This window comes from Halomonas sp. SpR8, from assembly GCF_031010195.1.
In the GTDB taxonomy this organism is placed as follows: Bacteria; Pseudomonadota; Gammaproteobacteria; order Pseudomonadales; family Halomonadaceae; genus Vreelandella.
In genome coordinates, this window is record NZ_JAUAMC010000001.1 from 579594 (window position 1) to 604261 (window position 24668).

Annotated in this window: 26 protein-coding genes; 23 read left to right on the forward strand and 3 right to left on the reverse strand. The window is 55.9% G+C overall.

Annotation, left to right across the window (positions count from 1 at the left end; genetic code table 11):
* Positions 1-2: 2 nt before the first annotated feature.
* From pabC to QT230_RS02650, 8 genes are read left to right on the forward strand one after another with little or no spacing between them, the layout of a single operon-like run.
* Positions 3-815, forward strand: coding sequence for an aminodeoxychorismate lyase (gene pabC / locus QT230_RS02615; protein ID WP_308319924.1), 813 nt, complete (start codon positions 3-5; stop codon positions 813-815).
* 47 nt (positions 816-862) lie between these two features.
* Entirely contained in the window at positions 863-1870 is a 1008-nt protein-coding gene (mltG, locus tag QT230_RS02620) for an endolytic transglycosylase MltG (protein WP_308319925.1), read from the forward strand.
* A 26-nt stretch (positions 1871-1896) separates the two neighbouring features.
* The gene (gene tmk / locus QT230_RS02625) at positions 1897-2550 is read left to right on the forward strand and encodes a dTMP kinase (RefSeq protein WP_308319926.1); all 654 of its coding nucleotides are present in this window, start codon (positions 1897-1899) and stop codon (positions 2548-2550) included.
* A complete protein-coding gene (locus QT230_RS02630; protein WP_308319927.1) occupies positions 2541-3527 on the forward strand; it encodes a DNA polymerase III subunit delta' in 987 nt (328 codons plus the stop codon). The genes tmk and QT230_RS02630 overlap by 10 nt, the downstream gene beginning before the upstream one ends.
* A gap of 36 nt (positions 3528-3563) precedes the next feature.
* Positions 3564-3899 (forward strand): PilZ domain-containing protein, encoded by a 336-nt coding sequence (locus QT230_RS02635; protein WP_308319928.1) that lies wholly within the window; start codon positions 3564-3566, stop codon positions 3897-3899.
* A 46-nt stretch (positions 3900-3945) separates the two neighbouring features.
* On the forward strand, positions 3946-4776 hold the full coding sequence (locus QT230_RS02640; protein WP_308319929.1) for a TatD family hydrolase: 831 nt from the start codon (positions 3946-3948) through the stop codon (positions 4774-4776).
* Between the two features lie 29 nt (positions 4777-4805).
* A complete protein-coding gene (locus QT230_RS02645) occupies positions 4806-5378 on the forward strand; it encodes a DUF1285 domain-containing protein (protein ID WP_308319930.1) in 573 nt (190 codons plus the stop codon).
* A complete protein-coding gene (locus QT230_RS02650) occupies positions 5375-7603 on the forward strand; it encodes an ATP-dependent helicase (RefSeq protein ID WP_308319931.1) in 2229 nt (742 codons plus the stop codon). Before QT230_RS02645 ends, QT230_RS02650 begins: the two co-directional genes overlap by 4 nt.
* Before the next feature lie 70 nt (positions 7604-7673).
* Here the strand turns inward: QT230_RS02650 and QT230_RS02655 are convergent, their stop codons facing one another.
* Positions 7674-9338 (reverse strand): electron transfer flavoprotein-ubiquinone oxidoreductase, encoded by a 1665-nt coding sequence (locus QT230_RS02655; protein WP_308319932.1) that lies wholly within the window; start codon positions 9336-9338, stop codon positions 7674-7676.
* Between the two features lie 509 nt (positions 9339-9847).
* Between QT230_RS02655 and QT230_RS02660 the strand changes: the two genes are divergently transcribed.
* The 14 genes from QT230_RS02660 (at position 9848) to QT230_RS02725 (ending at position 22109) form a co-directional block, all read left to right on the forward strand.
* Positions 9848-10597, forward strand: coding sequence for an electron transfer flavoprotein subunit beta/FixA family protein (locus QT230_RS02660; RefSeq protein ID WP_308319933.1), 750 nt, complete (start codon positions 9848-9850; stop codon positions 10595-10597).
* A gap of 71 nt (positions 10598-10668) precedes the next feature.
* Complete coding sequence (locus tag QT230_RS02665; RefSeq protein WP_308319934.1) at positions 10669-11595, forward strand: FAD-binding protein; 927 nt, start codon at positions 10669-10671, stop codon at positions 11593-11595.
* Positions 11596-11812: 217 nt separating this feature from the next.
* Positions 11813-12424 carry a superoxide dismutase gene (locus QT230_RS02670; RefSeq protein WP_308319935.1) on the forward strand — a complete coding sequence of 204 codons (612 nt, stop codon included), beginning with the start codon at positions 11813-11815 and terminating at the stop codon, positions 12422-12424.
* 251 nt (positions 12425-12675) lie between these two features.
* On the forward strand, positions 12676-12897 hold the full coding sequence (gene nrdH, locus QT230_RS02675; RefSeq protein ID WP_308319936.1) for a glutaredoxin-like protein NrdH: 222 nt from the start codon (positions 12676-12678) through the stop codon (positions 12895-12897).
* Positions 12898-12905: 8 nt separating this feature from the next.
* Positions 12906-13340, forward strand: coding sequence for a class Ib ribonucleoside-diphosphate reductase assembly flavoprotein NrdI (gene nrdI, locus QT230_RS02680; RefSeq protein WP_308319937.1), 435 nt, complete (start codon positions 12906-12908; stop codon positions 13338-13340).
* Between the two features lie 11 nt (positions 13341-13351).
* The gene (nrdE, locus tag QT230_RS02685; RefSeq protein WP_374694436.1) at positions 13352-15502 is read left to right on the forward strand and encodes a class 1b ribonucleoside-diphosphate reductase subunit alpha; all 2151 of its coding nucleotides are present in this window, start codon (positions 13352-13354) and stop codon (positions 15500-15502) included.
* Between the two features lie 30 nt (positions 15503-15532).
* A complete protein-coding gene (gene nrdF / locus QT230_RS02690) occupies positions 15533-16504 on the forward strand; it encodes a class 1b ribonucleoside-diphosphate reductase subunit beta (protein ID WP_308319939.1) in 972 nt (323 codons plus the stop codon).
* A 35-nt stretch (positions 16505-16539) separates the two neighbouring features.
* On the forward strand, positions 16540-16941 hold the full coding sequence (locus QT230_RS02695) for an NUDIX domain-containing protein (RefSeq protein ID WP_308319940.1): 402 nt from the start codon (positions 16540-16542) through the stop codon (positions 16939-16941).
* 211 nt (positions 16942-17152) lie between these two features.
* Complete coding sequence (locus tag QT230_RS02700; RefSeq protein WP_308319941.1) at positions 17153-17935, forward strand: DUF3450 domain-containing protein; 783 nt, start codon at positions 17153-17155, stop codon at positions 17933-17935.
* A gap of 47 nt (positions 17936-17982) precedes the next feature.
* Positions 17983-19329, forward strand: coding sequence for a MotA/TolQ/ExbB proton channel family protein (locus QT230_RS02705; RefSeq protein WP_308320117.1), 1347 nt, complete (start codon positions 17983-17985; stop codon positions 19327-19329).
* Between the two features lies 1 nt (position 19330).
* Positions 19331-19873, forward strand: a complete 543-nt coding sequence (locus tag QT230_RS02710; protein ID WP_035578586.1) for a MotA/TolQ/ExbB proton channel family protein — start codon at positions 19331-19333, stop codon at positions 19871-19873.
* Positions 19866-20273 carry a biopolymer transporter ExbD gene (locus QT230_RS02715; protein ID WP_308319942.1) on the forward strand — a complete coding sequence of 136 codons (408 nt, stop codon included), beginning with the start codon at positions 19866-19868 and terminating at the stop codon, positions 20271-20273. The genes QT230_RS02710 and QT230_RS02715 overlap by 8 nt, the downstream gene beginning before the upstream one ends.
* Positions 20270-21040: a TonB family protein gene (locus tag QT230_RS02720; protein ID WP_308319943.1), complete on the forward strand. Its 771-nt coding sequence runs from the start codon at positions 20270-20272 to the stop codon at positions 21038-21040. Before QT230_RS02715 ends, QT230_RS02720 begins: the two co-directional genes overlap by 4 nt.
* A 4-nt stretch (positions 21041-21044) precedes the next feature.
* Entirely contained in the window at positions 21045-22109 is a 1065-nt protein-coding gene (locus QT230_RS02725; RefSeq protein WP_308319944.1) for a tetratricopeptide repeat protein, read from the forward strand.
* Between the two features lie 59 nt (positions 22110-22168).
* Here QT230_RS02725 and xthA read toward each other — a convergent pair whose 3' ends face one another.
* Together xthA and QT230_RS02735 are read right to left on the reverse strand one after the other, a co-directional pair.
* Complete coding sequence (gene xthA, locus QT230_RS02730; RefSeq protein WP_308319945.1) at positions 22169-22996, reverse strand: exodeoxyribonuclease III; 828 nt, start codon at positions 22994-22996, stop codon at positions 22169-22171.
* The gene (locus QT230_RS02735; RefSeq protein WP_308319946.1) at positions 22996-23244 is read right to left on the reverse strand and encodes a hypothetical protein; all 249 of its coding nucleotides are present in this window, start codon (positions 23242-23244) and stop codon (positions 22996-22998) included. The genes xthA and QT230_RS02735 overlap by 1 nt, the downstream gene beginning before the upstream one ends.
* A 144-nt stretch (positions 23245-23388) precedes the next feature.
* On the opposite strand from QT230_RS02735, the gene rhlB reads away from it, so the two are divergent.
* On the forward strand, positions 23389-24663 hold the full coding sequence (rhlB, locus tag QT230_RS02740) for an ATP-dependent RNA helicase RhlB (protein WP_308319947.1): 1275 nt from the start codon (positions 23389-23391) through the stop codon (positions 24661-24663).
* Positions 24664-24668 lie beyond the last annotated feature (5 nt).

Consider the following 24668-nt stretch of genomic DNA (forward strand, 5'->3'; position numbering starts at 1 on the left):
CTATGCTGCCGCCCGAGTCATCTGACCAACACTCTGTGCCGTTTGATGATCGTGGGCTGGCGTATGGTGACGGCCTCTTTGAAACAGTACTGCTGCGCGATGGCGCACCCGTGCTGTGGCGCTATCATATGGCGCGTTTGAACGAGGGCTGTCATCGGCTGGGAATACCGTTGCTTTGCCAAGAGGCGCTTGACGCCACATGTCAGGGCGACCCCAGTGCTGAATTCGAAGTGCTTAAGCTGATACTGACCCGGGGCAGTGGCGGGCGTGGCTATGCCCAGCCCGATCAGTTAGCACCGTGTCTGCTCAGTCGTAGGGCGCCGTTTCAACCGTCAGTTGAGCGCTGGCAGCAGGGTGTGACGGTGCGACTTTGTGATTTGCGGCTTGCCCGTCAGCCTCGGTTGGCTGGTATCAAACACTTAAATCGACTGGAAAACGTATTGGCCCGCCAAGAGTGGCGCGATACCTCCATTGCCGAAGGTGTGTTGGCCGATAGTGAAGGTCTTGTCGTAGAAGCCACCAGCATGAATGTTTTTTGGCAACAGGCGGGGGAAATACTAACCCCTCCGCTTGACCAGTGTGGTGTGGCTGGCACGCTGCGTGCTGCACTGCTTGAACAAGGTGGCGTCGCTCAAGCTACGCTGACGCTTCATCAACTGGCTGATGTCGAACGGCTATGGGTGGCCAACTCTGTCCAGGGCGTATGGCCAGTGACGACACTACTCGCAGCGGATGGCTCGCTGCTGCGGCGCTGGCCTTTGCGTCAGCCTGATCCGTTCCAGCGCTTGGCGCATCAGTTAATGGGTGTTGTTTAAGCGCCAGTGTTTGTTGAGATATCGCCCAGCAATTTTCTAGAGGTGTCATGGTGAAACGGTTATTAGCCGCTTTATTGGTGTTAGTGGTGGTCGGGGCTGCAGCTGCAGCAGGCGGTTATTTCTATTGGCAGAGCCGGTTAGAGGCACCGCTTTCAATTGATGAACCAATGCTTTACCAAGTGCCTTCCGGCGCGGGGTTTAATCAGGTAGTGGCGCAATTGGAAGAGCAGGGCGTGCTGGAAGATGCCTGGGCGTTTCGCTTGCTAGCGCAGCTCGAACCGGAACGCATGCCGCGGCTGCGTGCCGGCGAGTATCAGCTATTGCCGGCTATGAGCGGTTTGGAAATGATGGCCCTGTTAGGTAGTAATAAGGTGGTTACCTATTCGCTGACCATTCCGGAGGGACGGTCTTTTCGACAAATGCGCGAGTTGCTTGATGCCGCGCCGAAACTGGACCATCGCACTACAGAGTTGAGCGATGCAGAGGTGATGACGCTACTCGATCGCGAGGGCACTTTCCCGGAAGGCTGGTTCTTTCCCGATACCTATCGCTACCACTTGGGTATGAGCGATGTGGATATTCTGCGCCAATCTTTGCAACGGATGGAGCGCATCCTTGAAGAAGTATGGGAAGAGCGCGCGGACGATCTAACCATTGACTCCCCCTACGAGGCGCTGATTATGGCCTCCTTGATCGAGCGGGAAACCGGTGCGCCTGAGGAGCGGCGGGAAATCGCTGGGGTCTTTAAGCGTCGCATGGAGCAAGGCATGCGCCTGCAAACCGACCCGACAATTATTTATGGCATGGGCGACCGTTATGAAGGTCGGATTACCCGCGAAGATATCCGCGAGGCGACGCCGTATAACACCTATGTGATCGACGGAATACCGCCCACGCCGATTGCTATGCCGGGGCGAGCCTCGTTAGAAGCGGCGGTGAACCCTTTGCCTGGCGATACGCTCTATTTCGTTTCTCGTGGCGATGGCACGCACCACTTTTCGCGTACGTTGCGGGAGCATAATAATGCCGTTAACCGCTATATTCGTAACCGTTAATAATCTCAGCACATTAAGGTAGTAGGATGACTAAGCGTGGACGCTTCATTACGCTGGAAGGCGGCGAAGGCGTGGGTAAATCCACCAATGTGGACTTTGTCGCCGAATGTCTGGAAGCCCAGGGCCTGGAAGTGGTGCGTACCCGTGAACCGGGCGGAACCGAGCGCGGTGAAGCGATTCGTGCGCTGCTGCTTGACCCTGCCCCCCAAGAGCCGCTGCACGTGGACGCCGAACTGCTATTAATGTTTGCCGCGCGGGCTCAGCATCTAGCGGAAAAAATTCTGCCTGCCCTAGCGCGAGGCGCCTGGGTGGTATGTGACCGCTTTACCGATGCCACCTTCGCCTATCAAGGCGGTGGGCGGGGCATTGCCAAAGAGCGTATAGCCGTGCTGGAAGAGTTCGTTCAAAAGGGGCTTTCACCGGATTTAACCCTACTGCTTGATATGCCCAAAGAGGCGGCAAAACAGCGCTTAGAGTCGCGCCTGCGTGATCGCCATGAGCAGCGCGATCGCTTTGAGCAGGAGCAGGCGGATTTTTTCCAGGCCGTGCGCGACGGTTATTTGGCGCGAGCGGAAGAGGCGCCCGAGCGTTTTGCGGTGATCGACGCCCAGCACCCACTAGAAGAGGTGCAAACGCAAATTCGTCAAGCCCTGCTGACACGGGTCGCGGCATGGCGTTAACCGGCGTAATGCCGTGGCACCAAGCCACGTGGCAGCAACTGACCCGCTTGGCGGATAGTGGGCGCATGCCCCATGCGCTGCTTATTCACGGCGCCCACGGCGTGGGTAAACAGCAGTTGGCGGAGGCGTTGATTGCCCGGACGCTATGCGCCTCGCCCGCCGACCAGGCCTGTGGCCATTGCCATAGTTGTGCCATGCTGGCATCTGGGTATCACCCGGATCTGTTGCGAGTCTCGCCGGAAGAGGGGAAGCGCCAAATTCGCATTGACCCGATTCGCGAGGTTAATCGCTTTGTGTCGCAAACGGCCCAGCAGGGTGGATACCGGGTGATTGTGATTTCACCCGCCGAAGCAATGAACGTTGCCGCCGCCAATGCGCTACTCAAAAGCCTTGAAGAGCCCGGCGAGAAAACGCTGTTTATACTGCTCTCGGACGTGCCTTCTCGGATGCTAGCGACGATCCGCTCCCGTTGCCAGCAGTGGTCACTTCCAAGCGTTGCCTTTGATGATTGCCGCGGCTGGCTAATCGAGCACTTGGGTAGCGCTGACGATGCCTACTTCTGGTGGCAGGTAGCCGGCGGTCTGCCGCTGCTTGCAGTGGAGCTGGCCGTACCGGAAGAGCGCGCATTACGCCACCAGATTCACGACAGTTTTGAACAGCTAGTGCGTGGTGCCGAGCCTGTTTCAGAGGCGGCTCGTCTGGATCGCCAGGCCATTGACGCTATCTTATGGTACGGTATTGCCTGGCTGGAAGACCTGATTCGACTGGGCTTGTCCGGTGAAGCAGAGGTGCTGCATAACCCCGACCTTGAGCCTCTCTATCGCCAGGCAGTTAAAAATGGCCGGGTGCAGGATTGGTTTCGCCTGCTGGATTATGCCCGCGAGCAGCGGCGCTTGTTGGCGGTGGGGGCCAACCCCAATCCTCAGTTAGTGCTTGAAGCATGGTTGGTGCGCTGGGCGGCCCTGCTGCGCTCATAGCGGCTTATCTTATCGTTTGTTTGCAGTGAGGTCGTCATGGCAGCTCAGAAAGCGCTCTCTCTTACCATTCCGGATCTGCCGACGCTGCTTTCCGCGTATATGCCTTTTCTGGATCATGGGGGTATTTTTGTGCCCACTCAGACCCATTATGCCCTTGGCCAGCAAGTATTTTTACTGCTCACGCTACCGGGCGAAAGCGAACGTCTTTCAGTCACCGGCCAGGTAGTGTGGGTATCGCCGGAGGGGGTGAGTGGCCGCCGTATGCCAGGTATTGGCCTGCACTTCAGCCAGCAAGATTACCCGGTGCGTGACCGCATCGAAACGCTGCTTGCCGCTCAATTAGATAAAGCAGCCCCGTCGTTTACGCTCTAAATCAGATGATTAAAACGCTTATAGCCCACTCGTTGTCGAGACCTGCATGTTTGTAGATTCACACTGTCACTTAGACCGTTTATCCGACCTAACCCATGGCGGCGATATTGCTGCCACCCTGGCAGCCGCCCGTGCTGCCCATGTCAGCCAATTTCTTGCTGTTGCGGTGTCCTTGGAAGAGATGCCGCAGTTGGCGGCCATTTCACGCGCTCATCGCGATGTAGCGATATCCGCAGGCTTACACCCACTGCATACTACTGACAGCGAGCCCAGCGTTGCCGATATCAAAGACGCCGCTGAACAGTACGGCGCAGTAGCGATTGGTGAAACCGGTTTGGATTACCACTACCGCGATAGCGTACCGATAGAAGTGCAGCATGAGCGCTTCAAGCGGCATTTAATCGCGGCGCAAGAGTTGGAGCTCCCGGTAATCATTCATACCCGCGAAGCCAAAGAAGAAACGCTCGCCCTGTTACGTGAATACAGCGACCCACGCGTGGGCGGTGTATTACACTGTTTTACTGAAGACTTGGCGATGGCCCGTGAAGCGGTAAGGCTAGGTTTTTATATTTCGCTGTCGGGCATCATTACCTTTCGCAATGCCGCTTCGCTGCGTGAGTTGGCCGGTCAACTGCCGCTAGATCGTCTGCTGATAGAGACCGACAGCCCCTATCTTGCGCCGGTGCCTTACCGCGGCAAGCCAAATGAGCCCGCCTGGGTAGTGGAAGTGGCGGAGTGCATTGCTACGCAGCGGGGCATTAGCGTTGATGAAGTGGCCATGCAGACGACTGCCAACTTTTATCAGCTGTTCCGCGCAGCCGCCCCCGATGCTCCGGAACACGTTAAAGAGGCGCTGGCACAGTCTGGGCTTTTATAGGCTGAATGCGCTCAAGCGAGGTGGGCAAGATGAATATAGATCGATTGCTACAACAGCATGGCACCCACAGTGAGGATGCAGGCGCTATCCCACCACTCGATCAGTGGCACCCCGAGTTTACAGGCGATATCAATATCAGTATTCGCGCCGACGGTGGCTGGTGGCACGAAGGCCAACCGTTTGCACGTCCCAAGGTGGCGCGCCTATTGGCTACGCTGCTGCGACTTGATGACGAGGGTTACTGCCTAGTTACACCGGTGGAGCGCTGGCGGGTTCAGGTCGAAGACCTGCCGCTGGTCGCAGTAGAAGCCGACTTTCATGATAATGCCTGGTGGTTTACCACCCAGTTTGACGACGTTGTTCGCTTAGATGCTGGGCATCCGCTCTCGGTTACGTTAACGCCGCAAGGGGAGGCGGTGCCGCAACTACCGGTGCGTTTTGGACTCGCTGCGCGTTTGCACCGGAATGTCTATTACCAACTGGTTGAGGCCGCCGAAACTCGTGATTTAGGCAATGGAACCAGCGAGATTGGGCTGATGAGCGCCGGGCACTGGTATGCGCTGGGTCGACTCGAGGAAGAATCATCAGGCGAGGCGCCGTGAAGTTAACCGCCGAACAGCAAGCCGTTGTTAATCACGCCGGTGGTCATGCCCGGGTGGCGGCAGTGGCAGGGGCCGGTAAAACCACCACCATGGCCGCCCGGGTACTGCATCTACTGGCCAGCGGGGTGTCGCCAAAGCGTATCCTGGTGCTGATGTTCAACCGTTCCGCCAAGGATGATTTTCAACGCCGGTTAGCCGCGATGGCGCCCGCCGGGCAGGCGCTACCGGATGTGCGCACTTTTCACTCCCTGGGCCACCGGTTAACCCAAAGCTTATGCCGCTGGGGAGCGCTCGCACCGCGCCGATTGTTATCCGCCGATTGGCAGTTAGAGCGATTGCTCCGCCAAGCAAGCCTTAACGTATTGCGTGATGCGGTTGAGCGCCGTGATGCGGCTCTGGAAGGTGACCGACTTGAGATCCTGGCTCACTTCTGCGGTTTAGTGAAGGCCGAAATGATGACGCCAGAGTCGCTTTATGAACGGCTCAATTTTGACCCCGATACCGACTATTTTCCGTCGGCCTTTGCCGAGGCAGAACGGCTATTAGAGACAGAAGGGGTGATGACCTATGCCGATCTGCTCTATCGGCCGCTACGGGTGTTAGAAGCGGATAGTGCTCTGCGTGGTCGCGTCGAAGGGTTTCTCGATCATGTCATTATTGATGAGTATCAGGATATCAATGCCGCTCAACAGCGGCTTTTATCGGTACTAGTAGGCAGCCGAGCCGATGTCATGGCAGTAGGCGATGCCAACCAGTGTATTTATGAGTGGCGGGGCGCTAAACCCGACACCATGCTGGAAAATTTTACCGCCACCTTTGGCAGTGCTACCGACTATCCGCTGTCGACTACCTTTCGCCACGGTCACGCCCTAGCGCTCGCCGCTAATCATGCCATTGCCGCTAATCAGCGGCGTCCCGATCAGCTCTGTTTAGCGGCGGACAATAACCCTGAGACGCGTGTTTTAGTAGGGCAAGGAAGCCGCCTGCTACTTGATGTGTTAATGGATTGGCAGGCCCAGGGGCGAGCATTTAATGAGGCCAGCCTACTGGTGCGCAGCTGGGCGCTCTCGGTGCCGTTTCAACTGGCGCTGCTACAGGCGGGAATTCCGTTTCGGCTTCAGCGCGAGGACCGCTTTGTCTTTCGTTTGCCGCTGGTGCAGGCCTTGGCAGGGTATTTGAAACTGTCACGCCGCCATGAGCTACTTCGCGACCCGCAGCAGTTACTTTTACTGCTTGCTCAGCCAACGCCTTTTGTTGCCAGGGAGCGGCTGCAGCGTCTAGCTCAGCAGCTAGCGACTACTCAGCAGTGGCCCGAGCGCCACGACCCGGTGCTAACAGAGTTAAAACCGATCCAGCGGCGCACGTTGAAAAAGCGCTGGGTGCTGTTGTGCGAGTTGCCTCAATTGAATGCTTGGCCGCCTGCCAAACTATTACGCCATGTGGTCGATAGTATTGATGCTGAAAAAACTCTTAAACGTGCGGCGGCGCGACGGGATAAAGGTGAAGAGGATGTGCGTTTACTCGATGTGTTGATCGAGCAGGCGCAAAGCGTGCAAGACCCCGACGCGTTTATTGAGCTGCTTGAGCGTCCAGTAGAAAACCAGGCGGGCGGCGTGCTGATCACTACTGTGCACGGGGCCAAAGGACTTGAGTGGCCACTGGTAGCGGTGGCCGGGGTCAACGAGGAAGATTTTCCCCACTATAGCCGCGATAACCCGCTTAGTGACGAGCGCTTGGAGGAGGAGCGGCGGCTTTTCTACGTGGCGATTACCCGCGCCCAAGAGCATCTGCTGGTGCTTCATGACGGCGGCGTGCACCGTCCTAGCCGTTTTATCGTCGAAAGCGCTTGGCAGGATAGCATGCGCGTTGCTTCCTGCCTGGCCGCTGACAACCCACCAGCGGCTTCGCTAGAGGTGTCCTCAGTGGGGCTAGTGGAGCGCTATCTGGCGCGTCTTGGTCGTGATGATATTGTGCTTGCCCCGGCACAGATTGAAGAGACCAAAGCGAGCTATTCAGGTACAGGTTCTACAGGAGAGACGATCTTTTATCCCGGGCAGCGGCTTCTGCATGCGGTGTTTGGCGCGGGTGAAGTCGCGGCAGTAGAGGGAAGTGTCAGCGACCCCGTTATTGATGTGCGCTTTGATCAAGCCGGGCGAAGACGGCTGATTGCCCGCCGGGCGCCCATTGAAGTGCTGGAAAGCCAGCAGAGCGCCACGCTTTCATAGTATGTGCAGAAGACGTTACGGCTAGCCTAGCGGCCAACTATCGCCAGCCGTAACGGTATTGCTTTGGCTATTACATATTAGGATAAGTAGGCCCGCCGCCGCCTTCCGGTGCTACCCAGTTGATGTTCTGTGCCGGATCTTTGATATCACAGGTTTTGCAGTGCACGCAGTTCTGAAAGTTGATCTGAAAGCGTGGCTTGCCTGCGCTATCTTGCACTACTTCATAGACGCCTGCTGGGCAGTAGCGCTGGGCTGGTTCCGCGTAAGTCGGCAGGTTTTCGCGAATCGGCAGTTCAGGGTCTTCCAAGCGCAGATGGCACGGCTGGTTCTCTTCATGATTGGTGTTAGACAAAAACACCGACGAGAGCTTATCGAAAGAGAGTTTGCCATCCGGCTTGGGATAATTGATTTTGTCAAAGTCAGCCGCAGGCTTGAGAGCGCCATGGTCGGTGGTGGTGTCGTGGACGTTGGGCAATTTGCCACCCAGCAATTGATCGACAAAGTTATAGGCGCCGCCGCCGACAGTGCCGTACTTGTGGATCGCCGGGCCGAAACTTGCACTCTCTTTAAGCTCTTGATACGCCCAGCTTGTTTCCCATTTTTGAGTAAAGCTGGTTAGTTCTTGTGCACCTTCGTCGCCACCCTTAATTGCTTCAAATACGCTTTCTCCGGCTACCATGCCGGATTTCATGGCGGTATGTAGGCCTTTGATTTTGGAAAAGTTAAGGGTGCCTGCATCACAACCAATTAGCAGGCCGCCAGGGAACGTCATTTTGGGCAGGCAATTAAAGCCGCCTTTGGTAATTGCCCGGGCGCCGTAAGCAACGCGTTTACCTCCGTCAAGGTATTGGCTGAGTACCGGGTGGTGCTTCATGCGCTGGAATTCATCGAACGGGGAGAGCCACGGGTTCTGATAGCCCAGATCCATAATCAAGCCCACAACGACCTGCTGATTTTCGGCATGGTAAAGGAACCAGCCGCCGTGGGTGCTACTATCCAATGGCCAGCCCGAACCGTGAACGACCAGGCCCGGTTCGTGCTTTTCGGCAGGCACATCCCACAGCTCTTTAAGGCCGATACCATAATGCTGCGGGTCGCGGCCTGCATCCAGCGAAAAGTCTTTAATTAAGCGTTTGCCAAGATGTCCACGAGCGCCTTCTGCGAACAGTGTGTACTTAGCACGCAGCTCCATACCCGGCATATAGCCATCTTTAGGCGTGCCATCGGCGGCAACCCCCATGTCGCCGATTAAAATGCCGCGCACCGCGCCATCTTCAACGATAACGTCTTGGGCCGCAAAACCAGGGAAAATCTCAACGCCTAGCGATTCGGCCTGCTCGCCCAGCCAGCGGCACAGGTTGCCTGCACTGATAACGTAACGTTGCTGTTCGCCACCGGTGTTGTGCATGCTTTTCGGCACGAGAGCGTTAGGCACCTTTTGTGCTTTTTCGGCGTCTTTTAGCAAAAAAACGTCGTCGCGAATCGCCGGCGTATTGAGCGGTGCGCCGCGCTCCTCCCAGTCTGGGAATAGCTCTGCCAGGGCGCGGGGTTCAAATACCGCCCCGGACAATATATGTGCGCCCACTTCCGAGCCTTTTTCAACCACGCAGACGGTAAGCTCTTGCTCAGCTTCGTTGGCTTGCTGCATGAGTCGGCATGCGGCGGAAAGCCCGGATGGGCCCGCACCGACAATGACGACATCAAAGTCCATTACATCGCGTTCAACAGTTTCCACCCGGTTTCTCCTTATTCTCTTTAAGTGCCATTATTTATACGTGCTAGCGAATGAGCACTAGCTTATAAAAAATCGGCCTTAATTTAAAACGGTCGTTTGCTTCTGATTATATGCCATGATAGTCATAATACCTGTGTCAGGTCACGCCTACGATGGTGAAAGAGGCATTTATTGGCTGTATGCTTCGCTAATCAGCGTTGAGTGCTACGACTAAGGCCGTAGTGGTTGATTAGGTATTAGGTATTGTGGCTTTGCGGCAGACTATGGCAAATTGAGAAGGTTTTTCAATTGCGCGCCTATCAAACGCTCGATTGAATTTAATGCGCTGAATTTAATACACTGATTTTAAAAGCGCCGCCATTCCTGTTGGCAGTAGCTGTGTTGAGGCAGATGGGTCGCTGTTGGAAAGTGACCAGTCAGTCTTCACGACACGTCTTAAATTAAGGGGTATCCGCTGGGCGGGTGCCGTCTCAGGGTAACGGCTTTACGACAAGCCAAGCGAGGAACCTATGAAAGTACTCGTCGCGGTTAAACGCGTCATCGACTACAACGTCAAAATCCGCGTTAAAGCGGATCACTCGGACGTCGACCTTACCAACGTCAAAATGGCCATGAACCCGTTCTGCGAAATTGCCGTGGAAGAAGCGGTGCGCCTGAAAGAGAAGGGCGTCGCGACCGAAGTGGTCGCGGTCACCGTTGGCCCCAAGGCCGCCCAAGAGCAGCTGCGTACTGCGCTGGCGCTGGGCGCAGATCGCGCCATTCATATCGAAACCGATGAGCGTGCCGAATCCCTGGCCGTGGCTAAACTATTGGCTAAAGTGGTCGAAGAAGAGCAGCCCGGCCTGGTCGTTCTCGGCAAGCAGGCCATCGACACCGATAACAACCAGACCGGCCAGATGCTGGCGGCCCTCTCCGGCTTGCCCCAGGGCACCTTTGCTTCAGAGGTTGCGGTCAACGGGGACAAAGTCAACGTCACCCGTGAAATCGACGGCGGCCTGCAGACCATCGCCCTAACACTGCCGGCGATTGTGACCACCGACCTGCGTTTGAATGAGCCGCGCTACGCCAAGCTCCCCGATATCATGAAGGCCAAGAAAAAGCCGCTGGATGTCAAAACTCCCGCCGACTATGGCATTGAGGTGGCCTCCAAGGTCAGCCTGATGAAGGTCGAGTCCCCAGCCGAGCGCAAGGGTGGCGTTAAAGTCGCCTCGGTCGACGAGCTGATCGACAAACTGAAAAACGAAGCCAAAGTTCTTTAAAGTCGGCTCTTTAATACCCGCACTTTGAGACACGTTCTTTTGAGACAAGCGCTTTGAAAGGAGCTGATTTTATGAGCATTTTGGTACTTGCCGATCTGCATGAAGGCCAACTGGCCGGGGCCACGGCCCACGTAATTGCGGCCGCCCAACAGATCGGCGGCGATATTGACGTTCTGGTTGCCGGTGAAGGCGTCCAAGCCGCGGCCGACGCTGCCGCCAAGCTCGACGGCGTCAGCAAAGTGCGCGTCGCGGATAACGCCGTTTACGCCCATCAACTGGCCGAGCCCATGGGTGCGCTGCTGGTCGAACTGGCTGATGGCTATACCCACGTACTCGCTAGTGCCTCGACTACTGGCAAAAACGTACTGCCGCGGCTAGCCGCGTTAAAAGACGTTAGCCAACTGTCGGATGTTATCGCCGTGGACAGCGCCGATACTTTCAAGCGTCCTATCTACGCCGGTAACGCCATTGCGACCGTCAAGAGCGACGACGCGCTGAAAGTGATTACCATCCGTTCCACTGGCTTTGACGCGGTGGGCGAAGGTAGCAGCGCCCCCATTGAAGCCGTCGATGCAGTGGTTGAAAACAGCCAGTCCAGCTTTGTTAAAGAAGAACTGGCGGCATCGGATCGCCCCGAGCTGGGCGGTGCCAAGGTGGTCATCTCCGGTGGCCGCGGTATGGGCAACGGCGAGAACTTCAAGTTGCTCGACGGCATTGCCGACAAGCTAGGCGCGGCGATTGGTGCTTCCCGTGCGGCCGTTGATGCCGGCTTTGTCCCCAACGATATGCAGGTCGGCCAGACCGGCAAGATTGTTGCCCCGGAGCTGTATATCGCCGTGGGCATCTCCGGTGCCATTCAGCACTTGGCGGGCATGAAGGACTCCAAGGTGATCGTCGCGATCAATAAAGACGACGAAGCACCGATCTTCCAGGTCGCCGACTACGGCTTGGTGGGGGATCTGTTTGAGATCCTACCGGAGCTTGAGAGCAAGCTGTAAGTACTTGAACGATCAATGAAGAGTGAGCCGACTTCGCCAGAAGTCGGCTTTTCTGTGCTTGTGGTATTAGGTAAACTGCCAATAGTTGACTAAAGTACTGGGGCAAAGCGTAAGAAAGAACACACGTAAGAAAAACCACCCTGGTGGTTGAAAACGCTGCGGGCCGACCGCACATAAGTAAGTGAAAGCAACGAAAGCCACTCAAGGAGATGATGATATGGCGCATACATTACCCGAACTGCCGTACGCATATGACGCTCTCGAACCGAATATCGATGCGATGACGATGGAAATTCACCACTCTCGTCACCATCAAACGTACATCAATAACCTGAATGCCACGCTGGAAGGCACAGGCCTTGAAGATGTACCTGTTGAAGAATTGGTTGCCAATCTGGATCGTGTTCCAGAAGCCAAGCGCCAAGCCGTTATCAATAACGGTGGCGGTCACGCCAACCACTCCATGTTTTGGCAGATGATGTCGCCAAACGGTGGTGGCAGCCCTCAGGGTGATGTTGCGAAAGCCATCGACGCTGAACTGGGCGGTCTGGAAGCGTTTAAAGAAGAGTTCAAAAAAGCTGCTGTTGGACGCTTCGGCAGTGGTTGGGCATGGCTCTCTCTGACGCCTGAGAAGAAGCTGGTAGTAGAAAACACCCTGAACCAAGACAGCCCGCTGATGCACGGCAACACGCCGCTGCTGGGCCTGGATGTTTGGGAGCATGCCTATTACCTGAAGTATCAAAACAAGCGCCCTGACTATATTGCAGCGTTCTTTAACGTTGTAAATTGGGAAGACGTTGAGCGTCGTTACCAAGCTGCGATTAGCTAATACTGCTGTGACCCGCTAGCAGCGCCACTTGATGGCACTGTCAAAAGCCGCCCACTTTTTAGTGGGCGGTTTTTTTGTTTTATACAGCAAATACTGGGTATTAGCTGTCAATAACCTGTGGATGAAAAATACCACATATGCTTGAATTGATTTTCTTATGGTCTATATATAGTATGAGTTGTATCTTCTAGAGAGGTGGGGTACTAAATGTGCCCTACCCGAAAAATGCCGCTATGAAAAGGGGAATACCCATGGAAATTCAGATTTATAGCAAGCCAGCTTGTGTTCAGTGCACCGCTACCTACCGTGCGTTAGACAAGCAGGGGCTCGATTACACCGTTATTGATATCACCTCTGAAACCGGTGCCCAAGAAGAAGTAGAAGCGCTCGGCTATCGCCAGCTTCCGGTTGTCGTAGTTGGTGAGGATCACTGGTCGGGTTTCCGCCCTGATCGTATCCAAGCGCTGGCCTAACCAACACCATGCTGGCAAGTTGCTCAAACACACCTATCGCCGGCAGTTTGGTGTACTTCTCTACTAAATCAGGTAACACCCATCGTTTTGTAGAAAAGCTTGGCTTCGCCGCAACGCGGCTGCCGCTAAATCGAGATGAGCCTGCGCTGCGTGTTTCTCAGCCCTATATTTTAGTTACCCCTACGTATGGTGGGGGAGGTTCACAGGGTGCAGTACCTAAGCAGGTCATTCATTTTCTCAACGATACGCATAACCGGAACCTCCTGCGGGGAGTTATTGCCGCGGGAAACACCAATTTTGGCGAAGCATATGGTCTTGCTGGCCGCATTATTGCAAAAAAATGCCACGTGCCGCTGCTGTATCGATTTGAATTATTTGGCACTGACGATGATGTGGTCAACGTGCGCAAAGGAGTAGAAGAGTTTTGGAAACGACTAACGTAGCTACCCAGAATGTGGTAGAAACAAAACGGCCTGCGGCGGCTCCTGAGGCGCGCACGCTGGATTACCACGCCCTCAATGCCATGCTTAATCTGTACGGTGCCAATGGCGAACTACAGCTGGATAAAGATCGCGAAGCGGCTCGCCAGTATTTTCTGCAACACGTTAATCAGAACACCGTGTTCTTCCACTCGTTACAGGAAAAGCTCGATTACTTGGTGGAAGAGCAGTACTACGAGGCGGAGATGCTGGCTCAGTACAGTTTCGCCTTTATCAAGTCGCTGTTCGAGCAGGCCTACGCGTATAAGTTTCGCTTCCCAAGCTTTTTGGGCGCTTTTAAGTATTACACCAGCTATACGTTGAAGACGTTTGACGGCAAGCGCTATTTAGAGCGCTATGAAGACCGCGTTTGCATGGTGGCGCTGACTCTGGCACGGGGTGATGAAGCGCTGGCCAAATCGCTGGTTGATGAAGTGATCTCCGGGCGTTTTCAGCCCGCGACGCCGACCTTTCTAAACTGCGGTAAACAACAGCGTGGCGAGTTAGTGTCGTGCTTTTTGCTGCGCATTGAAGACAATATGGAGTCGATTGGCCGGGCGATTAACTCTGCCCTACAGCTCTCCAAGCGTGGCGGCGGCGTGGCCTTTTTGCTGACCAATATTCGTGAGTCCGGTGCACCCATCAAGCGCATTGAGAACCAGTCGTCGGGCATCATTCCAATTATGAAACTGCTGGAAGATGCGTTCTCCTATGCTAACCAGTTGGGGGCGAGGCAGGGCGCGGGGGCGGTGTATTTGAATGCCCACCACCCGGATATTCTGCGCTTTTTGGATACCAAGCGGGAAAATGCCGACGAGAAAATCCGTATCAAAACGCTCTCATTAGGCGTGACGATTCCGGATATTACCTTCGAGCTCGCTAAGCGCAACGACGACATGTACCTGTTCTCGCCCTACGATGTAGAGCGGGTTTACGGCGTGCCGTTCGGCGATATCAGCGTCACCGAGAAGTACCATGAAATGGTCGCCGATGCGCGTATCCGCAAGCACAAGATCAATGCCCGGGCATTTTTCCAGGTGCTGGCCGAGCTGCAGTTTGAGTCGGGCTACCCCTACCTGATGTTCGAAGACACGGTTAATCGCGCTAATCCGATTGCTGGCCGCATTAATATGAGCAATCTGTGCTCTGAAATTCTTCAGGTGAATACCCCTACCGAGTATGATGACGACCTGGGTTACCGGCATGTTGGCCAGGATATCTCCTGTAACCTGGGCTCCATGAACATTGCCAAGGTGATGGATTCAGGCGATATCGGTACCAGCGTGGACATTGCTATTCGTGGCCTCACTGCGGTATCGGAAATGAGTAACCTTCGCAGCGTGCCTTCGATTGCCGAAGGCAATGCCAAGTCCCGGGCGATTGGCTTGGGTCAGATGAACCTGCACGGTTATTTGGCGCGTGAGCACATCTACTACGGCTCTGACGAGGGTTTGGATTTTACCAATCTCTACTTCTACTGCGTGGCCTTCCATGCGATTCGGGCGTCGAACCGTTTAGCGATTGAGCATAAGGACACCTTTGCAGGCTTTGCGGACTCTACCTATGCCTCGGGTACTTTCTTTGATAAGTACACCGACCAAGCGTGGCTGCCGCGCACTGACAAAGTGCGCGAGCTGTTTGAACGCAGCGGTATCGCGCTACCCACTCAAGACGATTGGCAGGAGCTTAAAGCCTCGGTCATGGCCCACGGTTTATACAACCGTAACCTGCAGGCGGTACCGCCCACAGGATCGATCTCTTATATCAACAACTCCACCTCCAGTATTCACCCGGTGGCGGCGAGAATCGAGATTCGTAAAGAGGGCAAGCTGGGGCGTGTTTACTATCCCGCACCGTTCCTGGATGAAGCCAATTTCGACTACTTCCAGGACGCTTACGAAATTGGCCCGGAAAAGATTATCGACACCTATGCGGAAGCCTCGCAGCACGTTGACCAAGGTCTCTCGCTGACGCTGTTCTTCCCGGACACGGCTAGCACCCGGGATATTAATAAGGCGCAGATTTACGCCTGGCGCAAAGGCATCAAAACGCTTTACTACATTCGCCTACGCCAAAGTGCCTTAGAAGGCACCGAAGTAGAAGGCTGCGTTTCCTGCACGCTCTAGGCGTTTGACGACATCGAAGAGATTGACGATATGAACATGATGCAACGTTTGTCGCGGGTTGACGCGATTAACTGGAACCGGCTCCAGGATGATAAAGACCTGGAGGTCTGGAACCGCTTGACGAGTAATTTTTGGTTGCCCGAAAAAGTGCCGTTGTCGAACGATATCCAGTCGTGGAATACGCTGACGGACAAAGAAAAACAGCTGACGATTCGTGTGTTTACAGGTCTCACGCTGCTGGATACCATTCAGAGCAGCGTCGGCGCGCCGGTGCTGATGGAGGATGCCCGTACACCCCACGAAGAAGCGGTATACACCAATATCGCCTTTATGGAATCCGTGCACGCGCGCTCCTACAGCTCGATCTTCTCGACGCTGTGTACCACCCGTGATGTCGACGATGCGTTTCGCTGGAGCGAAGAGAATCCTACGCTACAGGCAAAATCTCAACTGATTTTAGAGCGCTACCGCTCTGACGATCCGCTGATGCGCAAAGTCGCCAGCGTATTCCTTGAGTCGTTTCTGTTCTATTCCGGCTTCTACCTGCCGATGTACTGGTCAAGCCACGCTAAGTTGACTAACACCGCTGATCTGATTCGTCTCATCATTCGCGACGAGGCGGTACACGGATATTACATCGGCTACAAATTCCAGCAGGCGCTGGCGGAAGCCACTCCCGCCCGTCAGCAGGAAGTTAAGGATTACGCCTACGAGCTGCTGTTAGAGCTCTACGACAACGAGGTGCGCTACACTGAATCGCTGTATGACGAGGTGGGTCTAAGTGAGGACGTGAAAAAATTCCTTCACTACAATGCTAACAAAGCGCTGATGAACCTTGGCTACGAGCCGCTATTCCCCAGCAGCGTTACCGATGTCGACCCGACCATCATGGCGGCGCTATCACCCAACGCCGATGAGAACCACGACTTCTTCTCCGGATCCGGCTCCTCCTACGTGATCGGAAAAGCCGTCGCCACCGAAGACGACGACTGGGCGTTTTAATATGATCCGACTTTAGTGGGCATGGAGGAGGGTGTATGTCAGACAGTGGGGCTAACGTATTGAAGATCGCCGCTGCAGTAGTGAGTGACTCCGACGGGTACCTGCTACTGGTACGTAAGCACAATACATCCTTCTTTATGCAGCCCGGCGGCAAGATCGATGCGGGGGAAACCGCATTAAAGGCGCTGTGTCGCGAGCTTAAGGAGGAGTTGGGCTTACAGATTAATGAGGATCAACTGATTCCGCTAGGCGTGCATAGCGCTCCTGCCGCCAACGAGCCTGGCATAGTGCTTGAAGCGCATCTGTTTAGTCTGGTTGTCGATGAGCCTGTCGAGGCGGCGGCTGAAATCGCCGAAGCAAGATGGGTAACCCGTGAAGAGGCTTGGCAACTTCCGTTAGCGCCGCTGACAAAAGAGTACGTAGTAGAGAAACATTAATATTGATCTTTGTGATGAAAGGCGCCAGCAGGCGCTTTTTTTATGCAAGAAGGAAAGGCGAAATCATCTGTTTGTTAATGATAAATATTGTCATTTATTGTATTAGTGGTAGGCTAGTTGGCGTAAAATATGAACGCAAATCGTTCTAATACCCAATTAGTTTCTAGTGGAGCGGTGCCCGCCGCCCGCTAATCAGTGACGGAGAGTCGACGTGCTGAACAGGCCTTTCTTTGCCTTGCGTGGATGGTGGCTAGCGGGAGTGCTGGCTAGCGGCACGCTGTTGGCAAGTGAACAAGCAGTGGCTCAAGCGGCCGAAAGCGTAGATGCCCAGCAAACCCAGGCAGCGCTTCAGGAGCAGATTGATGCCGCTGATGAGCAGACCCGTGAACAACTGGAAGAGTTACGCCGTTTAGAGCGCGAAACTCAACAGTTAAAAGCCAACAATGCCTCTTTAACCGGACGTCTGGCGGAAGAGGCTGAACGTCAGCAGCGTTTAGCAACTGCGCTCGATACGCTGGAAGAGACGCGTGCTGCGCTCCCTGTGATTGAACAAAATATGTCGGCGCAGCTTAGCCAATGGATTGAGCGAGATTTGCCTTTCCTGCGCGCTGAGCGTTTGGCGCGGGTTGAACGTCAGCCAGACGAGCAGGGCGAAAACACCATTGAACGCATTAATGGACTGCTCGAAGCATGGCGCGTTGAGCTCGATTATGGGCAGGAGATGGATAGCTGGCGGGGGCGTTTAAGTCAGGATAGTCACGTGCGTGAAGTCGACTTCTTGCGTATCGGGCGTATCGGCTTCTATTACTTAACCCCTGATGGTCGTGAAGGCGGTGTGTGGGATGCTGAAAGCGGCGCCTGGCAGCCGCTGGAAGACGAATACCTGCGTGAAGTGCGCAGTGGGCTGCGCATGGCGGAAGATCAACGTGCCCCGGATCTATTAACCTTGCCGCTCTCGATTAGTGCCAATGACCTGCAGGGAGAGCAGCCATGAGCCGTTTCAGCCTAACAGTTAACCACCAACTCGCGAGCCGCCTATCTATGCCTCGGCTAACGCTTCGTCAACTTGGCTATGCTTGCGTTGTATTGGGGCTGGTAGCGGTCAGTGGCGTATCAATGGCGCAAACCGAGAGCGTGACTTCGCTGCGGGAAGCCCGTGAGGCGGCTGAAGCGCGAGACCAGCAGCGGTTAATGAGCTTTCTGGATGATCAGCAGGCGCTAGAGGCTGCGCTGGCGCAGGCGCGCGCCGAGCACGAAGAAGCACTGCAGCAGCATGAAACGCTAGAGGCCCAGCAGGCAGAGCAAACAGAGCAAGCCAGCGCGCTTAGCGAGCGTCAGGCAGAGCAGGGCGAGGCGCTTTCCGGGTTGCTGGCCAATCTAGCCCGGCATAGTTCCGAGATTCGCAATGCGCTGGGAGGAGAGAGCCTGCTCACTCTCGAAGAGGGATCTTTGCCGCCGCGTTTGGATGAAGTCGAAGTGCTTGAGCGCCATCAGTTGGAAAGCGTGGTGGATCAGTTGGCGACGCTAACTGCGCGCACAGGCCGTGCCGAGCGGCTCTCAATGCCGGTCGCCGATGCTAATGGCGAGGTGGCCACTCGCGAGCTGGTACGACTGGGCGATTTCGCTGCCTTTACCGAGAGCGAGCTTTTAGAGCGCGGTCAAAATGACGGCAGCCTGGTGGTTTTGCCGCGTACCCCCAGTGCCATTGGTGGGCTGCTGGCGGATTACTACCAGGGCGAGAGCAACGTATTGGCGGTAGACCCTACCCAGGGCAGCGTACTGGAAGCCTTGGCCCAGCAGCCCAGCCTATGGGAGCGCTTCCAGCAGGGCGGCTATGTCGGCTACGTGGTCGTGGCACTGGGTGTTTTGGGCATGATCATCGGGCTTGGGCAGTATCTCTATCTAGTGCTGGTTAGCCTACGCGTAAAACGCCAGCGGCAATCTCTCGATCAGTTGCGGGACAATAACCCGCTGGGCCGGGTACTGCTACGCTTTGAAGGCATGGACAAGCATCAAACTCCAGAGGCTCTGGAAGCGCGGCTGGATGAAGCGGTATTGGCCGAGCTACCCAAGCTGGAACGCAGTCAGCCAATGGTGAAGTTGCTAGCTGCCATTGCGCCGCTGCTTGGTCTGCTGGGGACGGTGACCGGGATGATCGTGACCTTCCAGGCGATTACCGTCTTTGGTACTGGTGACCCGCAGCTAATGGCGGGCGGTATTAGCCAGGCGTTGGTCACTACCGTACTGGGTTTGATTACCGCCGTGCCGTTGCTGTTCGTGCAAACAGCGCTGGCAGGCCGCAGTCGCTACCTGACTCATGTGATTGAAGGGCAGGCGAGCGCGACTTTGGCAGATCATCTGGAATCTCACACGCCTATGGTGAATTAACATGTCCACACTTCCTCTCTGGCTCGAACCCGTTGAGCGCTTAGTGGAGGCGGGTGGTGCGGTACTGGTGGTTTTGGCCGTTGTGGCTGTGTTGGTGTTTGCCATGGCCATGGAGCGCTGGTGGTACTACCGGATTACCTGGCGAATAGCGCGGCGCCAGTTGCTGCGCCGTTGGGCGGCGCGCAGCGACCACACCAGTTGGAGTGCCCGCACGCTGCGCCAGGTTTGGGCAGAAGCGCTGGTCGCCAGGCTGCGTAAACCCTTGCCGTGGCTAAAGCTGTTAGTTGCGCTGTGTCCTTTACTGGGGTTGTTAGGCACGGTGACGGGCATGATTAGCGTGTTCGATAGTCTTTCGCTGAGTGAGACACACCAAGCCCGCGCTATGGCGGATGGCGTCGCCCGGGCGACGCTGCCGACCTTGACCGGCATGGCCATCGCCGTGGTAGGGCTGTTATTTATTAGTCGTTTAGAGCACGTCATTCGTCGTGAAGACCAGCGGCTGCATGATCGCTTGGCGCGGGCACTGGAGGAAAGTGATGCGTAGACGCCGTTCCATAGATGCTACGGCAGAGAGTAATGAGGTGAACCTGACCCCCATGCTCGACGTGGTATTTATCATGCTGATTTTCTTTATCGTCACCACCAGCTTTGTCAAAGAGAGCGGTGTCGAAATTGAGCGGCCCGAATCCAGCGCCGCCACTCCGCGTCCGGACGCTCAAGTACTTGTGGCGATTTCCCCAGAGGGCGCGGTGTGGGTGGATGGCAGCCCCGTGGATGTTCATCGGGTCGGTCAGCAGGTTGCCGATATGTTGAGTGACGATGGCTCGGTGGTTATTCAGGCGGATCGTTCATCTACCACAGGCTTGCTGATTGAGGTGATGGATCGCCTGCGTGAGGCGGGGGTTGACCAAGTGGCGGTGGCAGCGAGTCGGAGCGGATCATGATACGTCACCTGCTATCGATACTAGGCGGGGTCGTATTGGCGGTGGGTCTGTTCTGGCTGCTTGCCCAGTTGGTGGCCCCCCCAGAGCGTGAGCCTGAAGAGCTGACCATGAGTATGGCGATGACGATGGTTGAAGCGCCGGAAGTCGCCCCCGAGCAGGAGGCGCCTACGCCACAGCCTGTTGAAGCGACGCCCCAGCAGGCGCCACCGCCCATGCCGGCCCCTGAGCCACCGCCAGTCGCTGAGAGCACTATTAGCTTGCCGGAAGTAGAGTTGCCGGATGAGCCCGTTGAGCCGGTAGAAATGGATAGTGAACTCCCCGAGTTAACGGAAGTGACGCCGGAGCCTCGGCCCGAACCACCTCCCGAACCGCGGCCAGAGCCGACCCCGCAACAGCGGCCTGTTGAGCCGGCACCTAGTGCAGCTCCAGCGTCATTGGATTCGGCACCCGCCATGAGTGAGGCCGCACCGGAAGCACCGCCTGCGCCCTCTAATGAGCCGGTTAATGTAGGTCAGCTAACACCGACGAACCAAGTTGGCCCTACTTACCCGTCTAGGGCGCAGCGCCGGGGTATGGAAGGCTTTGTGGAAGTGGCGTTTACGATTCGTCGCGATGGCAGTGTCGATAGCTCTTCTATACGGGTTACCAGCGCGCAGCCACGCCGGGTATTTGATGATGCCGCGCGGGACGCGATTGCCAAGTGGCAATTTGAACCCAGTGACCGGTTACGCAATGCCACCCAGCGGATCGAGTTTGAGTTGAGGTAGCTGAATGAAGCGTCTTTTATGCATCCTATTACTACACGTCTGGCCTCTTTCGTCACTGGCCAGTCCTGCGCTGCAAGGTGGTGTCATTGCTGACCTCAAGGTGCTGCAGGGCCAGTTAAGAGAAGGCGCGTTGACGCAGGTCATCGAGCGGGCAACCGCCCAGGCCGAGCGCCTGGCGCCAGGTAACCAAGCGGACCAGTGGGCCAGTGCGCTCTATCAGCAGCTAGCGGCCGGGGCCCTGGCGCGCCAGGATCAGCATGCAGCGGCAGCCGATCGGTTAGCGATTGCCCGGGGCTTGAAGGGTGTCGATGACGCCCAGGTGGCTCGCTGGCTACGTGAGGAGGCCTCGCTTCGCCGTGCTGCAGGTCAGCGTGATCAGGCCATTGAGCTGCTCAGTGAGTGGTTAGCCAATCAGCGAGATAGTGATGCTACCTGGCAATTAATCCGCCTGCTGGCGCAACAGGAGCGTTGGGAAGATGCCGCCAGTTGGCTAGAGCAGGCGATTAATGAGACGCCAGAATTGAACGAAGTTCAGCAAGCTCTGGCGCTTGCTGTGTATCGCAATGCAGGGCAAGGCGATCAGGCATTGGGCTGGCTGCTGGATGGCTTGAATGCGCAAAGCGATGCCACCGAATGGCGTCAAGCTGCCGGGCTTGCCCAGCAGGCAGGTCAGTCGGGGGTAGCTGCTGGCCTGTGGGAAACGGCGTGGCAATTAGGCAAGTTAACCGAGCAGCAAGATTTTTGGCTGTTGATTCAACTCCATCTTACAGGCGGAACCCCGGCCAGAGCGGCAGAGCATCTAGAGCAGGCGCTGAATGAGGGAGAGGTCGTCCGCGATGAGTCGAATCTACGTTTGCTTGCCAGTGCCTGGCAGCAGGCTAAAGACGTCGAGAAAGCCCTGAAGGCCTGGCAGGCGTTAGCGTTGCATACGCAAGCAGCCGCTGACTGGCGAGTCTATGGCCAGCTCGCTTACGCCTGGGGGGAAGATGGGCAAGCGAAACAAGCCTTTGCCCAAGCCTCGTCGTTAGGTGACGATGAGGCGGAGCAGTGGCTGGCCAGTTTCAACTAGGTAATCCCACTTGGAAAAACATGTTCGTCCAGTTCGGGGAGTTCCGCAGGTAGGGAAGGCTAGGTTTTAAGCGCGATATCAAAGTCACCCCAGGTAGGCGCATGATCCGATGGCCGCTCCATGCCGCGCAGGTCGTAATCAATGCCCGCACCGGTAACGTGTTCGCCCAATGCGGAAGTGACCAGAATATAGTCGATACGCAGGCCGCGCTTGGGCTCTTGGTTAAACCCTTTGGAGCGGTAATCGAACCAGCTAAAGCGGTCGTCACTTTGTGGATAGCAGAGCCGATAGCTGTCGCTAAGCCCCCAGGCTTTAATGCCTTCGAGCCATTCGCGCTCAATGGGCTGAAAGCTGGTTTTGCCTTCGCGCAGCCAGCGCTTACGGTTGGCGTCACCGATGCCGATATCCTGGTCTTCCGGAGAGATATTAAAATCGCCCATAATGGCTAGCCGCTCGTCAGGGCGATGCTGTTCGTTAAGCAGCCGCGCTAACTGACCGTAAAAACGCTCTTTATGGGGAAACTTGGTCGGATGAGTGACGTTTTCACCCTGGGGGAAGTAACCGTTCCACACCGTTACCGGTTCGCCATCTTCGGCGAGCAGGCGGACCCCAATCATACGCCGCTGGGCGTCCTCCTCATCATCGGGGAAACCGTAAAACACCTCTTGGGGCGCCTGGCGGCACATTAAGGCGACGCCATAGTGGCCTTTTTGGCCGTGATAAAAGACGTGGTAGCCCATGGCTTCCATGTCTTTGATAGGAAACTCGCTGTCTTGTACCTTGGTTTCCTGTAGGCCGATCACATCAGGCTGCTGGGTGTCGATCAAGGCCTGTAACTGATGAAGGCGGGCACGAATGCCGTTAATATTGAACGAAACCAAGCGCATTACGAGTCGTCCCCCGGCGATTTGTTCGCGCCTTTGTCAGCGTGAATGGCGATATCTTGGCCGCTCTGCTGACGAGCCAGTTTGCGCACCGCCTGCAGTTTGCGCTGCTGCTGCTTTTTTGCCACAAAGCGGCGCGAAGGGGCGACCTGATCAGGATTATCGTGGCGCCATTTTTTGTAATCCTTACGCCGGCCGGTACGAATAGTCACCTTGTCGGCAAGCGAACGAGTTTTTTTCTTACGCGTCATGTCGCGCTCCTTACGTCGATTTAACGGCTATTCTAACAGGCCTTGGGACTCCTTCGACAGCAGGACGCGCTCTTATCGCCAAGCCCTGGTACAATGCGCGCTTCATGATGCCAACTTCCACAGCAATGGACAGATAGACAGCCTATGAGCGAGTCGGAACAGACCACAGCCCCGGCCCAGAATCGCAAGCCAAAACGCCGCCGTCGTAAACCGCGTCGTCGCCAGTCGAACTGGGATCTTCGTCAGTTTCAGGTGCCTGCCGTGGCCGGCAAGTGGCGCTTTCATGACTTTGATCTGCCGCTGCCCTTGATGCGCGCGATTCATGCTCAAGGGTTTGAATACTGCACGCCTATTCAAGCTGAGGCACTCCGCCAAACGCTGCTAGGTGGCGATATTGTCGGCAAAGCGCAAACGGGAACCGGGAAAACCGCCGCCTTTTTGATTTCGGTAATGGCCTACTTTCTGGAAGAGCCAATACCCAATGGACAAAAGTCGGGCGCGCCGCGTGCCTTGATTATTGCACCTACCCGCGAGCTCGCACTGCAGATCGAAAAAGATGCTAAAGCGTTAGCGCGTTTCACCCAGCTTAATGTTGCCAGTGTGGTCGGTGGTATGGACTACCAGAAACAGCGTGAAAGCTTGGGTAGCAAGATCGATATTCTGGTGGCAACGCCAGGGCGGCTGTTGGATTTCCATCAGAAGCGCGATATCGACCTCAATGAAGTCGAAGTATTGGTGCTGGATGAAGCCGACCGTATGTTGTCGATGGGCTTTATTCCCGACGTGAAGCGGATTATTCGCTACACGCCGAAAAAAGAGGAGCGCCAGACCTTCCTCTTCTCGGCCACTTTTACCGACGACATTCTGAACCTTGCCAGTCAGTGGACGTTAAATCCCGCCCACGTTGAGATCGAAGTCACCGTTGAGAACCAAGCGGATATCGATCAGCGGGTTTATATGGTGTCCGATGACGACAAGCAGCGCTTGCTGGTCAATCTGCTCCAGCAGGAGAGCTTTGAGCGTGTGATGGTATTTGGTAACCGCCGCGACTTGGTACGCAAGCTTGACGACCTGCTCAAAAAAGCCGGTGTCAGTGCGGCGATGCTGTCGGGGGATGTGCCCCAGAATCAGCGTATCAAAACCCTGGAGAGTTTCCGCGAAGGCGAGATTCAGGTGCTGGTCGCAACTGATGTAGCCGGTCGTGGGATTCATATTGAAGACGTCAGCCACGTGATCAATTACACCCTGCCCGAAGACCCGGAAGATTACGTACACCGTATTGGCCGTACCGGTCGCGCTGGCGCAAAGGGTGTGTCGATTAGCTTCGTGGGCGAAGAGGATGCCTTCTCACTGCCGGAAATCGAACGCTATATCAACGACAAGCTGCCCTGCGTACATCCGCCGGAAGGTATGCTCTAGGTCGC